Source organism: Mycobacterium sp. RTGN6, from assembly GCF_033804605.1.
Lineage (GTDB): Bacteria > Actinomycetota > Actinomycetes > Mycobacteriales > Mycobacteriaceae > Mycobacterium.
Genome location: NZ_JAPZKZ010000012.1, coordinates 181152 through 194066, shown reverse-complemented (window position 1 = coordinate 194066; position 12915 = coordinate 181152). Strand labels below are relative to the sequence as shown.

12 protein-coding genes are annotated in these 12915 nt (G+C 64.9%); 1 reads left to right on the top strand and 11 read right to left on the bottom strand.

Going from position 1 to position 12915, the window contains the following annotated elements; genetic code table 11:
* Nucleotides 1-12: 12 nt before the first annotated feature.
* Complete coding sequence (locus tag SLQ33_RS27385) at nt 13-1401, top strand: FAD-binding oxidoreductase (protein ID WP_319457053.1); 1389 nt, start codon at nt 13-15, stop codon at nt 1399-1401.
* A gap of 17 nt (nt 1402-1418) precedes the next feature.
* Here SLQ33_RS27385 and SLQ33_RS27380 read toward each other — a convergent pair whose 3' ends face one another.
* The 11 genes from SLQ33_RS27380 to SLQ33_RS27330 all read right to left on the bottom strand — a co-directional run bounded on the left by SLQ33_RS27380 (nt 1419) and on the right by SLQ33_RS27330 (nt 12816).
* A complete protein-coding gene (locus SLQ33_RS27380; RefSeq protein ID WP_319457052.1) occupies nt 1419-2633 on the bottom strand; it encodes a bifunctional 3,4-dihydroxy-2-butanone-4-phosphate synthase/GTP cyclohydrolase II in 1215 nt (404 codons plus the stop codon).
* 45 nt (nt 2634-2678) lie between these two features.
* Nucleotides 2679-4094 carry an FAD-binding oxidoreductase gene (locus SLQ33_RS27375; RefSeq protein ID WP_319457051.1) on the bottom strand — a complete coding sequence of 472 codons (1416 nt, stop codon included), beginning with the start codon at nt 4092-4094 and terminating at the stop codon, nt 2679-2681.
* A gap of 50 nt (nt 4095-4144) precedes the next feature.
* The gene (locus SLQ33_RS27370; RefSeq protein WP_319457050.1) at nt 4145-4387 is read right to left on the bottom strand and encodes a glyoxalase; all 243 of its coding nucleotides are present in this window, start codon (nt 4385-4387) and stop codon (nt 4145-4147) included.
* Nucleotides 4384-5013 carry a VOC family protein gene (locus SLQ33_RS27365; RefSeq protein WP_319457049.1) on the bottom strand — a complete coding sequence of 210 codons (630 nt, stop codon included), beginning with the start codon at nt 5011-5013 and terminating at the stop codon, nt 4384-4386. The genes SLQ33_RS27370 and SLQ33_RS27365 overlap by 4 nt, the downstream gene beginning before the upstream one ends.
* Before the next feature lie 106 nt (nt 5014-5119).
* Nucleotides 5120-5539 (bottom strand): heme-binding protein, encoded by a 420-nt coding sequence (locus SLQ33_RS27360; RefSeq protein ID WP_319457048.1) that lies wholly within the window; start codon nt 5537-5539, stop codon nt 5120-5122.
* A gap of 29 nt (nt 5540-5568) precedes the next feature.
* Nucleotides 5569-7116: an FAD-dependent monooxygenase gene (locus SLQ33_RS27355; RefSeq protein ID WP_319457047.1), complete on the bottom strand. Its 1548-nt coding sequence runs from the start codon at nt 7114-7116 to the stop codon at nt 5569-5571.
* Nucleotides 7117-7205: 89 nt separating this feature from the next.
* A complete protein-coding gene (locus SLQ33_RS27350; protein ID WP_319457046.1) occupies nt 7206-8195 on the bottom strand; it encodes a fumarylacetoacetate hydrolase family protein in 990 nt (329 codons plus the stop codon).
* A 65-nt stretch (nt 8196-8260) separates the two neighbouring features.
* Complete coding sequence (locus SLQ33_RS27345) at nt 8261-9238, bottom strand: VOC family protein (protein WP_319457045.1); 978 nt, start codon at nt 9236-9238, stop codon at nt 8261-8263.
* Between the two features lie 97 nt (nt 9239-9335).
* Complete coding sequence (locus SLQ33_RS27340; protein ID WP_319457044.1) at nt 9336-11042, bottom strand: (2,3-dihydroxybenzoyl)adenylate synthase; 1707 nt, start codon at nt 11040-11042, stop codon at nt 9336-9338.
* A complete protein-coding gene (locus SLQ33_RS27335; protein ID WP_319457043.1) occupies nt 11039-12253 on the bottom strand; it encodes an alpha/beta hydrolase in 1215 nt (404 codons plus the stop codon). The genes SLQ33_RS27340 and SLQ33_RS27335 overlap by 4 nt, the downstream gene beginning before the upstream one ends.
* 101 nt (nt 12254-12354) lie before the next feature.
* A complete protein-coding gene (locus SLQ33_RS27330) occupies nt 12355-12816 on the bottom strand; it encodes an acyl-CoA thioesterase (protein ID WP_319457042.1) in 462 nt (153 codons plus the stop codon).
* Between the last annotated feature and the right edge of the window lie 99 nt (nt 12817-12915).

Below are 12915 nucleotides of genomic sequence, written 5' to 3'. Positions count from 1 at the left end.
TGAGAGGCATTGATGAACACGCGACCGAGTGCTGCCGTAAGCGCCGTCATCGCAGCCCTGCCCGACGAACTAGTGCTCCTCGATCCCGATGTCGTCGCTACGTACAGCCGTGATCACTCGCTGTTTACCGAGAGCGCGATTGCCGACGCCGTATTGGTGCCGCGATCGACCGCAGAGGTCGCGGAGTGCCTGCGGCTAGCGCATCGCCACGGTGTGCCCGTGATTCCACGCGGCGCCGGTAGTGGGCTCAGCGGTGCCGCCAACGCCACCGTTGGATCCATCGTCTTAAGCCTGCATCGAATGAACGCGATCGTGGAGGTCGATGAGGTAAACCGCATCGCGGTCACGCAACCAGGTGTCATCACCTCAGAGCTACGCGACCGTGCAGCCGCAGCCGGACTGTTCTATCCCCCGGATCCCGGTAGCGTCGACTTCAGCACAATCGGCGGCAACGTGGCCACCAACGCCGGCGGCATGTGTTGCTTGAAATACGGCGTCACAGGCGATTTCGTCATCGCGCTAGAAGCGGTGCTCGCTGACGGACGCATCCTGCGAACTGGCCGCCGCACTGCCAAGGGCGTCGCCGGATACGACCTGACCCATTTGCTGGTGGGATCAGAAGGGACCCTCGCCGTCATCACTGAGATAACCCTGAAGCTCCTTCCTGCCCCACGCGATCCGCACACTCTCGTCGCCGCGTTCGCGAGCCTTGACGAAGCTGGCGGCGCGATGAGCGATATCGCATCATCCGGTATTACGCCGTCGATGCTGGAGATCCTCGACCGCACCACCGTCCAGGCAGTCGATGACCTCGCCAAGATGGGGCTTGGCCGAGACGTCGCAGTCCTGATGCTGATGCAAGCCGACGACTCCGATGCCGAAAACACGCTCGCAGCGGTCGAGCGCATTTGCAGTCGGCACGGGTCCGCTGACGTCGCGGTCAGCTCCGACCCAGCCGAGTCGGCGATGCTCTTGGCGGCGAGACGGCTGGCCCTTCCCGCGCTCGAGCGCCTAGGCAACTGGCTGCTGGACGATGTCGCGGTACCGCGCTCACGAGTTACGGAGTTGATGTCATCGATCGAATCCATTGCCGTTCAGTTCGATCTAACGATCGGCGTCTTCGGTCACGCCGGTGATGGCAATCTGCACCCCACGGTGATCTACGACGAATCCAATCCAGCCAGCCGCGCGGCCGCCCTCGGTGCATTCAATGCGATCACCCAACGCGCCCTGGACCTCGGGGGAACCATCACTGGCGAACACGGCGTGGGCCGGCTCAAATCCCGCTGGCTAACCGTTGAGCACGACGAGGTTTCGCTAGCGGTGCAGCGCTCAGTGAAGAACGCGCTCGATCCCGAGCGCATCCTCAACCCCGGCGCCGTCTTGGAATCGCATAGTTGATGGCGATGGCGCGCCGCTCATGCGGTGATGTCCTTGAAGTCCAGCAGATGACCCATCCGGTCACGCTTGGTCACCAGATAGCGGATGTTGTGCTGCGTTGGGACGGTCTGCAACGGCACCCGGTCGACGACCTCCACACCGTGGCCTTCCAGCCCGCGGTACTTGTGCGGGTTGTTCGTCATCACCCTGATCTTGCGGACGCCTAGGTCGGCAAGGATGGCCGCCCCGACACCGTATTCGCGCGTGTCGACGGGCAGCCCCAATGCGGTGTTGGCGTCGACGGTGTCGAGTCCCTGCTCCTGCAGCTGATAGGCGCGCAGCTTGTGGCCGATGCCGATCCCGCGACCCTCTTGGCCCCGCAGATAGACCACGACACCGCGGCCTTCTGCCACGATTCGCCGGCGCGCGAGTTGCAACTGGGGGCCGCAGTCGCAGCGCAACGAATCAAACAGGTCGCCGGTCAGACACTCGCTGTGCACCCGCACCAACACCGGCTCGTCGCCCGATACGTCGCCCAGCACGAGGGCCAAGTGCTCGACGTCCTCCAGTACGGACCGGTAGGCGACGACCCGAAATTCCGCTTCGGGCGTCGCGACGGTCGCCTCCCCCGAGCGTTCGGCCAAGGCGGTCATCGACCGCCGATGCCGCACGAGGTCCGCGATGGTGATGATCGGCAGCTCGTGTCGGCGAGCGAATTCGATCGCGTCCGGGCCGCGCATCATGCCCAACCGGTCTGGGGTGACCAGCTCGCACAGCAGGGCTGCCGGGCCGGTTCCGGCCAGCTGGCACAGGTCGATACCCGCCTCGGTGTGTCCGGCCCGTTTGAGCACGCCGCCGGGCCGCGCTCGCAGCGGCAGCACGTGTCCCGGGCGAGCGAGGTCCTCGGGACGGGTACCTGGATCGGCCAGCGCCCGACTGGTCGCCGCCCGGTCGGAGGCGCTAATGCCCGTCGTCGTGCCGGCCCGGACGTCCACGCTGACGAGAAAGGCGGTGCCCTGCGCTTCGGAGTTGTCGGCGGTCATCGGGTCAAGGTGCAGCGTCGCGGCGCGTTCCGGCGACAACGCCACGCAGAGGAATCCGGAGGTGTGCTGCAGGAAGAACGCGACGTCGGCGGGGGTGGCGTGCTCCGCGGCCATGATGAGATCGGCTTCGTTTTCACGGTCCTCGTCATCGAGGACCACTATTGGGCGACCAGACGCGATCGCCGCTACCGCCTCCTCGATCGTCGACATGGCCGTCCGATCCTCGTCTTCTGGAGCTTCCCTTGCCGACGCCGGTCAGGTCCGAGGCTCGATGTTCTTGTTGAATCGGAACATGTTGGTCGGATCCCACTTGGTCTTGGCGTCGACCAGCTTCTCGTACTTTCCCTCTGCACCCCAAGCGCCCCTGCGCCATTCGGGGCCCATGTCCGTGCTGAGATTGATGTAGACGTTTGAGAGCACGGTCGGCTTGAGCTCCGCGTGCAAGTTGTCGGCCCACGTCATGAATCGCTCGTCGTCGGCGGCGACATCGCACTGGATGGCCACCTCCCAGAACCATTCGGCGTCCCTGGAGAACGCCGTGGACGATTCCTCGAAGTCCTCGCTGATCGCACCACCGAACACCCAGAAGTTCTGTACCGAACTCGGCATCGGAGGGTTGGTCCGCGGAGGCGCCAGCTTCGCGTACTTCACGCCAATGGCGATGTGCTCATCGGTCAGCTCGGCCAGGTACGCGCCCTTCGTGTAGGAGCGCCGGCCTGACGGGGCGATGACGTCGAGCATCTTGTTCGCGATCGGCCACGGCGTCGGCGCAACCGCGATGGACGCAGGATCACCGAGCGCGGCCATGTCCGCGATCACCGCGTCGGCCTTCTCCTGCGGACCCGAATAGACGACGATCAGCATCAAACACGGCTCGCCGTGCAGCTCCGCCGGCACAGGCGGCAGCGGCGGACACTGTGTCAACGCTCCGATGACGCCCAATTCGCGCGGTGCCGTCGTCATGTACGACCGCAAACCCGCCAGCACCTTCGGCGCCTGATCAATGGTGAACGGAATGAACCCCGAAGACACGATCTCGGGAATCGGCTGCCCCTGGAACTCGAAGTGGGTGACCACGCCGAAGTTGCCACCGCCACCGCGCAGGGCCCAGAACAGGTCCGGATTCTCGTCCGCGCTCGCGCGCACCTTGCGTCCGTCTGCCGTCACCACGTCACACGCGAGCATCTGATCGACAGTGGCGCCATAGCGGCGCATGAGATAGCCAACTCCGCCACCCAGGGCCAGACCCGCGACACCAGTCGTGCTGACCGTGCCCGCGGGAACCACGAGCCCATGAGCGGCCAGTGCCGGGTCCATCTCCCCGAGCAACACACCCGCGCCCAGTCGCACGCGCCCAGTCTCTGTATCAACCGAAATCTCTTTGAGGTTGGTCAGATCGACCACGAGCGCACCGTCGGGAGTCGCCGTACCGTCGACGCCATGCCCGCCCGCCCGCACCGCCAGTGGTGTCCCGGCGTCGGCCGCATAGCGGACCACTGTGACCACATCGTCGACGTCGGCCGCACGTGCGATTAGCCCTGGCTCCCAATGGCCGAGGCGCATGTTGAAGATCGTGCGCGCGTCGGCATAGCCGGGGTCGCCGGGCCGAAACAACTCACCGCGGAATGTGGTGGGGAAATCATCGAACAAGACCCGCGTTGGTGCCGCCATTTACTGACTCCTAACAATGTGAGATCTACTCTGATCCGAAAAAACGCAAGCTAGTCCGGTTCGATCACGAGTGCGTCGCGATCGAACTGCACGACCTTCCCGCCACGCAGCGCGCCGATGCTGCTGTACCAGATAGACTGCCGCACACCGGCTTTACGGCGATCTACAACCAAAGTCTTCACGTTGCGAAACCGCACATAGTCGCCAACTGGATCGACCTCGTCGGCATACTGCTTGACCTCGTCGATCACCTCACGGAACTCCGGAACGTCGAGCACGTAGAGTTCAATCACCGACTCCGCGCGCCTTCCAATTCGTCGGCAACGTTCGCGACGATCAGTTCGGCCTTGCGTGCCCACATCTTCGCCATCGTCGGTGCGCCCTCGTCGATCACGTCGATGAGCGCACGAACGGTGAGCTCGGCGTCGTTGTCGTCCACCTTCGTCGTCTCCCGCAGCGGGTAGGTGAACTCGACCATGAAACCGTTCGGGTCATGGGTGTAGATCGACTCGATCATCTCGTGCTTGACCTGCATCTCGACGACCCAGTCGTTGCTCTCGAGTCGGCGCCGATACTCGTCGAGCGCTTCGACGGAGTCGACGTGAATCGCCAGATGACGGGAATCCTTGAAGAAACCCGGAATCTCGGGGCCATGTGTCGCGTAGGCATCCTGACCGGGAGCACTGAACGGTTCGACGCCGAAGTAGTAGAAGAACGCCAACCGATCGCCCTTCCCGATGTCGAAGAAGAAATGGACGAAATCGGGATGATCGGCCGGGCCCCAGCCCACCGCGCAAACCGAATGCACGATCGGAAAACCCAGTATGTCGTGGTAGAAGCGCACCGTACCGGCGGGATCGAACGTCGGAAATGCGGCGTGGTCGACTCCCCGCGCGAGGTGGCCAGGCTGCTCAGTCATCTGAGCCCTCCTCTCATCGAGCACTGCTTTTTGTTCCTATTGCCAGGATATCGACCCACCGACACGGGGTCAACATCTACGTAAAATATTGGCCTAGTACGTTGAATCACACTTCGGCGGCCGGCTCGAGCGCAGCCAGCCCTGCCCGCGCGATCGCGAGGTCTGCCTCGGACGAATGGGCACCGGCAGCAATTCCGCCAACCACTTGTCCATCGACCACGATCGGAAGGCCACCCGGCAGGTCGACGAAGTCGGCGGTCGCAGCAACGAGTTTGGCGCTGAGGTCGGCCGGCATGTCACCAGTCGGCATGCCGGTGAAGACCGCGGTGCGCGCCTTCTTCGGAACGATGTCGGCTGCCAGCGGCACTGCATCGTCCATCAGAACCCAGGCCCGCAGCAGGCCGCTGGGGTCTACGATGGCGATGCCCGCGGGTGCCTCCAGCCGCCGAGCTTCCAGGACAGCGGCTTTCAGCATCTTCATCACCGATTGCTCCGCAATCCGTGCCCTTAGGGTGATATCCGACATGACGTCTTCCTTTCCAAACGAAATCGATGTCAACTTGCGATCCACACGAGGTCGATACGGCCAGCGATGAGCCCGGCCGCGGCGAGATCGAAATCCCGATCCGGGACCTCGACACCGATCGGAACCGCCAGTTCGTGACGCATGCGCTCCGCCACGGCAAGGCGGTCAAGCACTTCCGGCCGAGTATGGCCGCCGACGAGACGGAGTACGTCGGCCCCGCTGCCGACCTTCCCGTGGGCCAACTGCAGATATTGAGCGGCCTCTGCGCTCCACGCATCGCCGCTGCGGATGTCGACTGTGGCCACGGTGCCAACGGAATTGGAGACGATCCGGCTCGGGAATTGCGTGTGATCAGTGTGGAGCGGCTTGGCCAACACCCAGCTCACCAGCTCGTCGAGCGCGACGACGTCGAAATCTACCCCGGCGAACTCGGCCGCAGCCTGGCGCGCAAGCTCAGGCGCCATTGTGGTGAGGTCGGCGAGCGAGACCACTCCGGCCCGACTCAGATACGCCACTGCCAGCCGCGACGGCGACAGGTCACTTCGGATGGTGAATGACTCCCACCACAGCTGGCTGCGCATAGCGGCCTCTTGCAGCCGTTCGATCTTCGGCCGTCGAGCGGCCTCGTACCGTGGCAGCGCCTGGACAAGTGGTTCATCACCGCCGGCATCGATGGCGTCCGCGAGCGCGATCGCGCTCTCCAGCGCAAGCTTTGTGCCCGAACCCAGCGAAGGATGCGCGGTCGCGACGGCGTCACCGAGCAGCACGACGTTGTCGTGGTACCAGCGAGCGCACTTCAGAGTCGTGAAATGTCCCCAGCGCGAACGGTTTCCGAACAGCTTGCCGCCCTTGAGTAGCGGGGCGAACGCATCAGACAGGTACTCGAGTGCCTCGACGTCAGATTCGCCTTCGGAGGTCCATGTCCGGTCGGTGAACCCTGCGCGCTCGAGCGTCTCCTGGCTGGCTTCGATGACGAGCGCAGCGAGGCCACGATCGTAGGAGTATGCGTGCGCCACGAAGGTGCCGGCCGGTGTCTCAACCGGCATGAAGACCGTTCCGTCCAGCTCGACCTCGCCACCGCACCAGATGAAGGCGCCACGACCAACATGGGTGTGGGGTTCCAGCGCGTCGGCGAATCTCGTACGGGTGGCGCTGGACAGCCCGTCCGCGGCGATCACCAAGTCGGCATCGTCGACTAGCTCGTCGACCGAAACGGACCGGCCGATCACGACCTCGGCTCCGGCTTCGACAGCGCTGTCGAGCAGGATCCGCAGCAGCTTGGACCGCCGCAGCGCGCCGCTGTGGAATTGCCCGAACTGCACCGGCCCCTGCGGTAAGTCGAACGACGCGCCCTGGAACGAGAACACTTCCGCTGTCACGCGCTCGAGCACTTCGGGATCCGCGGCGCCCAACGAGCTGACCAGACCGTGAGTCAGTCCGACACCGAAGCCGAACGTGTCATCCGGTGGTAGCCGTTCGAACAGCCGGACCCGCCAGTCGGGGTGCCGCAATGCGAGCAATCGAGCGGCAAGCGCGCCGCCCGGCCCGCCACCGATGATGTCCACGCGTCGAGTCATGGTGTCCATTCCCTTGTCTAGGCCGCAATGGCCAGCATCCAACGCGAAACCTGCTGTCACCCTCGACATCAGGCCTTTCGGCCGGCTATTTAGGCCATCTTGATCTGGTTGCGGAGGACGCCGACGCCCTGCACGAGCACTTCCACGCGGTCGCCGTCCTTCAGATACGGCCCGTCGATCCCCTGTTCCATTGCGACGCCCGCAGGAGTCCCGGACAGGATCATGTCGCCACCGCCGATGGGTGCGTACTCGGCGATGTGCGCCGCCATCCGGCCGAACGAGAACTGCATGTCCGCCGTGGTCCCGTCCTGCCTGGTCTCGCCGTTGACACGGCAGGAGATGCTCAGCGCTTCGGTGTCGACGTCGCTCCCGACCACCATCCAGGGACCGCAGCTATGTCCGGTGCGGAAGTTCTTCGTCAGCGACCACGTCAGAGGACCGTGGTCGACCCGGGTCAGCCCGAGCGCGCCGTCGCGGATACTGAAGTCGTTCCACGCCGTATAGCCCCATACCGAGATCTCGTCGCTGCCCGGGTGGTGCTCTCCGCCGCCGAGCACCACGCCGACTTCAGCCTCATAGTCGAGCTTTTGCGTGCTCTCGGGCGGGGTAACCGTCGCCTTGTCGCCGACGACGGTGCCGGGTATCACGTAGAACCCCCACGGTACCGTCTCGGTCTGGCCGCCGATCGAGCTCGACTTCACCGTGTTGGTCACCATTTTCGAGGCGTGCATGGGAAAGTTGCCGCCGGCGGCAAAGATTCGGGAGGTGGGGTCCGGCAGGGGCGGGTCGAGGTCCAGCTCGGCCATCGCGCGCACACCCAAGCGGTCTCGGCCAAGGGCGAGCTCGTCGAGCGCCACCTCGGACAGTTCGAGCAATGCCCCGCGCGCCGATTCCCAGTCGTCGATCAACGGACGCCAGCTCTGCGCGGGATCGCTCAACAGCGCGGACAATCCATCCGCCACCGCGCTCCGCTCGGCGGAGAGCGCGGCGGCTCCCGTCGCGACGTCGGCGACGTACGCAACGCCGCCGACGTCGATGACGATCCCGGTACCGGACCCGGCAACCCGAACCAGCCTCATGCGAAGGGCCCGACGAATCCGATTGTGGTGCCGGCCATTACTGGGCCTCCTTGCTTACGGCGCGGTCAACTCTGGTTTGCGGGAGTGGCGCTGAACGTCTCGTCGAGGTCAGTGCCCAGCAGGGCGTCGGTTGGCGGCGGACCGCCCATCAGCTCGGCCGGCGGTGCGCCGGTGTCCCATTCGTCCACGGCGTGCGGGTCGTCGACAGACCAGGATCGCGGCACGTACGTCGGGTCGTACAGGATGATCTCTTCCTCGACGGAGTACTCGAACCAATAGCCTTCGGCATCGCGGAAGTACATGGCGATGTTGTGGCCAGGCCCGTGCCGCAATGGACCCCACTCGATCTGCACGCCGCTGGCCTCCAGCGCCGTTGCCGTTTGGTAGAACTGGTCGACGGTCTTGAGACTGAACTGGATGTGGTGAAGCGCGGTCACCGGCGTACGGACCAGCACGACGTCGTGGTAGAGGAATCGGCCGGGCGAGCGCAGGAACGTCATGATCTGCTCCCCGCCCGCGAAAATGCGGCTGGAGTGCAGCTGACCGAGGACATCGCCGAGGAACTTGTCCTCGGTGTCGAAGTCGGGAGTGCCGATTCCGACGTGATCGGGCACGACCGGAACCGCGCCACCGGACTTGGGCGCCTCCACGAGGTGTGAGACCGGGATGTCGGTGTGAACTCCGGTCGTGAACTCGATGAGGTGTCCGCCGGGTGTGCTGAACCGGATGGCCGGATTGGCTTCCCACTCGCCGTCCTCGTGGCGCGAGACGTCGACTCCTGCGGTGGTCAGTCGCGTCTCGGCTGCCTCGAGCACGGCTCCGTCGCCGACCAGATAGCTCACGTGGTGCAGGCCGTGCGAATCGCCGGGTTTGTACACCAGCGAGTACCTGTCGACGCCGTGCGCACTCAGGTAATGCGTGCCGTCCGGGGATGCGTGCTCAAGCGTGAAACCGAGCCGCTCGGCGGCGAACTTCGCCGCTGCCTCGGGATCCTTGGCGTTGAGCGCAATGTAGTTCACTCGTTCAATGCCGATTGGGGACATCTTCGACCTCCTGGCTGAACGACGGGCCGAATGCGCGCATCGCCCGTCGCGGTGAGATAGTTTCTACACATACGTTAAACTCTCTACGCATATGTCGTCAACTTGATGGCACGGCGTTGCTCGCGTCTCCCTCCGCCTCCAGAATTTCGGCGATTTCCTGCCGCAGGGTCGCCTTGTTTACCTTGTGAATGTTGGTGAGCGGCAGGACTTTCCGGTGTTCGATACGCTCCGGCCACTTGTACTTCGCCACGCCTCGCGCCTCGAAGTACCGCTTGACAGCGGCGAGATCGGGCGCCGGCGCACCTTCGCGCACTACCAGGAACGCACAGCTGCGTTCGCCCAGCCGCTCGTCGGGCATCGCCACCACGGCCACCCGTTCCACCGCGGGATGGTCGATCAGCACCGTCTCCACTTCTTCGGCGTTGATCTTCTCGCCGCCGCGATTGATCAGGTCCTTGATCCGGTCTTCGAGGCGGTAGTAGGACCGACCCCCATCGCGCCTTTCGACGACGATGTCGCCGGTGCGGTAGAAGCCGTCGGAGGTGAACGCCGCGGCATTGCGCCCCGGGGCACGGAAATAGCCACGGATGGTGTACGGACCACGCGCGCACAGTTCGCCCAGCTCGCCTGCGGGGACCGGGTCCTCGGTGCCGGGTTTGAGCACGCGCACCTCGTCGCACTGCGCGATCGGGGTGCCCTGGGTGTGGTGCCGAAGCTCGGTGGAGAGCTCGACCGAGGTGACCAAGCACAGCCCCTCCCCCATGCCGAACATCTGCGTGACTCGGCAGGATTCGGTTTCGAATTCGTCGACCACCGCGGGCGGCACCGCGCGATCCGACCAGACGACGACGCGCAAGGTGTCGAGGGCCGCCCGCAACTCCGGATCGGAGTCGATCAGCCCCACGATCGGCCGTGTCGCCAACATGTGCGTGATCGGATGCGATTTCGCCAAAGCCTTGAACTGCTCGGCGTCCGGCATACACGTCGCCACGCAGGCACCGACGGCGTGCGCCGCATGCATGGCACAGACCACCCCCGCGTTGTGCACGATGGGTAGCAAGTGCGCTGTGCAACTGGCGCTGTCGATGCACACGGCCTCGGCCCACTCACGTGAGTTGTACCAATACTCGGTGTGCAACCGGGGAATCAATTTGGGAATGCTCGTCGTGCCACCGGAGAGCTGCAGCACGCCGACGCTCTCGGCCGAGATGCCCGCCTGGATCTCGTCGACGATGTTGCGTGCTACCGCGGGGTCGATGTCGGCGGCCAGCAGTGAGTCGAGGGAGGTTTCGCCGGCCTCGGGTGCACCGCCGCCGACGGTGACGAGCAGTCGCACTGACGGCTGCTCCGCGCGCACCTCGGCAGCGAGTTCCCGCAGCTGATGTCCCGCAAAGGTGGGGTCGATGACGTGTACGACCGGTGCACATTGACGTGCGATTGCCGTGATCTCGTGCCGACGGTGCAGGGCGAGCGTGGCCACCGGAATCGCACCCGCCTTGAGCAGCCCGTACCAGATGAGCACGGTCGCGGTCTGGTTCGTCAGCTGCAGCAGCACCGGGTCGCCGGGGCGGACACCCAGCTTTTGCAGGCCGACCGCTACCCGGTCGGCACGACGGTCGAGTTCGGCGTAGCTGAGCTCCAGATCGGGTCCGACGACGGCCGGGCGATCGGGGAAGCGATCGGCGACCGCGCGGAATTCCTGTGCGATGGTGAGGTCGCGCCACGCTCCGGCGACGCGGTACCGATCGATGAATTCCCGCGGGTAGACGACGATGTCATCCTCGGTGAAGGTCGAGTCGGTCAATTTGCACGCTCCTGGGTCCATGTGACGATTTCGCTGATCGCCGAACCGACACCGGCCGGTTCTCCCGAGGCGAGGGCTCGCCCGAAGTGGTCTGCACGGATACGCACGTGCCCGACATCGGTCGCCGCCGATGCCTGCAGTGCGGTCGCGATGTCGCTTGGGAAGACCGATACGTCGCCGGTGAACTCGATGACCAAGGTTGGCACCGTGACGCCGGCCAGCGACCGCTCCACCGACGCGTTGGATGACAGCCCCGACCAGGTCGACAGCCAGGCTTCCGGCGTAGTGAGCCGACCGAATCCGTTGACGCCGTAGTTGGATACGGCAGGACGTGCACTGATCACCGAGCCGTAGTGCCGGTCCGAGGGATCTAGGCTCAGGTCGGTGCAGCGCAGGTCCGCGTCGGTGCGGTAGGAGGTGATCACCGGCGTCAGGATGCTGCGCCGACGGTCCGCTTCGGTACCCGCGCCGGACTTCACCTTCTTACGAGCGGCAAGCTGGTCGGCGATCAGTTGCCGCGCATGCTCGTCGATCCGGGCGACCCGATCACGCTGAGCTTGCCGGTACCTGTCCACGAATTCGGGCGAATAGTGCGACCCTTCCGGCGCATCACCAAACCCGTTGGCAGGACTGAACGGATCCAGCTCTTCGACGACCGAGAACGGATCGTTCTCGTCGGCAACCGAAGGGTCGATCGCGTTCAACAGCAGCCTGCCCTGCCCGGGGTGGGGCGCCACCAGCACCAGGCCGTCGGGTGCCGGCATCGGAGCCTCAACCAGCTTGGTCGGCGTGCCACCCGGGGTCCGCGCGATCCGGGCGGAGGGTTCGGTCAGTGCCTGCTCTGTGTAGAACGAGTACAGCCCACTGCCGCCGGAATGTCCGACCAGCACGATGTGTTCGAAGCCGAGCTCGCGCAGCCACTCCATACCGGCGGCCACATCGAGAATCGCGCCCTCGTGGACCAACGGCATGTCGTTGCCAACATTGCGGCTGACCTGCGCCCACACGGCATGTCCCGCCTCCAGCAGCCCTGGGATGAAGGGATGCTGACGCAGATCCTGGCGGGGATGCATGAGGCAGAAGACCGTGCGACCGTCGCTGCGCGCTGGGCGATACAGGCTGCCGCGGGAAACCTCACCGTCGGAGGCGATCACGGTCCGCTGGTCGGTGGTCACGTCCCCCGCTAGCTCGTGCGGCCACCAGTCGATCATGAGTGCTGCTCGTCCACGACCGGAAGGCGTCCGCTCGGTACTGCGCGGAAGCGCTGAAGCTGCGGCGTCTGACATGGCTTTCCTTTCTGCGTAACGTTCGATTACTGGGTTTGGGGCGCTACGAATCCGCGGTCGAATGCGGCCAGCAACGAAGGGTCCAGCGGAATCGCGTCCGATCCGTCCGCGCCGAATCGCACATGGACCTTGGTGAGCCACACCTCGACCGCGGGCGCCGTTGCGAAACCCGTTGCGAATTGGGCGTGGAAGGTCACCGAACGATTGGTGATCGCGCCCGTCAACAAGGTGGCGAACACGCGGTCGTCCAACCGCAAAGCCGAGTGGTATGAGACCTCCGCGCGCACGGCGGGGTAACCGCGGCCGCTGTCGAGCGTGACTGAGGTCGGCAACCCGGCATCGGCAAGCCATGTGGTCATCAACCGCTCGGCCCAACCCAGCGGAGCACCGAAGTAGATGACGCGCGCGGCATCGGTGTCTCCCATGACGACACGGAACTGTTCGCGCGCCAAGACGATGCCCTGTCTGTCCGATCCGTTGACGGACATCGCGTCGCCTCCTTGTCGAGCCACAGACCTGCCGCTCGCGGGCCCCGCCGTGACAGCACTCTACAACGTTGTAAATAATTCGTCCTTATCGTATATTCC

Excerpts from the sequence above, each read along its gene's own strand:
- SLQ33_RS27335 (WP_319457043.1), bottom strand. The coding sequence starts at position 12,253 with ATGATCGACTGGTGGCCGCACGAGCTAGCGGGGGACGTGACCACCGAC.
- SLQ33_RS27365 (WP_319457049.1), bottom strand. The coding sequence starts at position 5,013 with ATGACTGAGCAGCCTGGCCACCTCGCGCGGGGAGTCGACCACGCCGCA.
- SLQ33_RS27380 (WP_319457052.1), bottom strand. The coding sequence starts at position 2,633 with ATGTCGACGATCGAGGAGGCGGTAGCGGCGATCGCGTCTGGTCGCCCA.
- SLQ33_RS27345 (WP_319457045.1), bottom strand. The coding sequence starts at position 9,238 with ATGTCCCCAATCGGCATTGAACGAGTGAACTACATTGCGCTCAACGCC.
- SLQ33_RS27355 (WP_319457047.1), bottom strand. The coding sequence starts at position 7,116 with ATGACTCGACGCGTGGACATCATCGGTGGCGGGCCGGGCGGCGCGCTT.
- SLQ33_RS27360 (WP_319457048.1), bottom strand. The coding sequence starts at position 5,539 with ATGTCGGATATCACCCTAAGGGCACGGATTGCGGAGCAATCGGTGATG.
- SLQ33_RS27330 (WP_319457042.1), bottom strand. The coding sequence starts at position 12,816 with ATGTCCGTCAACGGATCGGACAGACAGGGCATCGTCTTGGCGCGCGAA.
- SLQ33_RS27350 (WP_319457046.1), bottom strand. The coding sequence starts at position 8,195 with ATGAGGCTGGTTCGGGTTGCCGGGTCCGGTACCGGGATCGTCATCGAC.
- SLQ33_RS27385 (WP_319457053.1), top strand. The coding sequence starts at position 13 with ATGAACACGCGACCGAGTGCTGCCGTAAGCGCCGTCATCGCAGCCCTG.
- SLQ33_RS27375 (WP_319457051.1), bottom strand. The coding sequence starts at position 4,094 with ATGGCGGCACCAACGCGGGTCTTGTTCGATGATTTCCCCACCACATTC.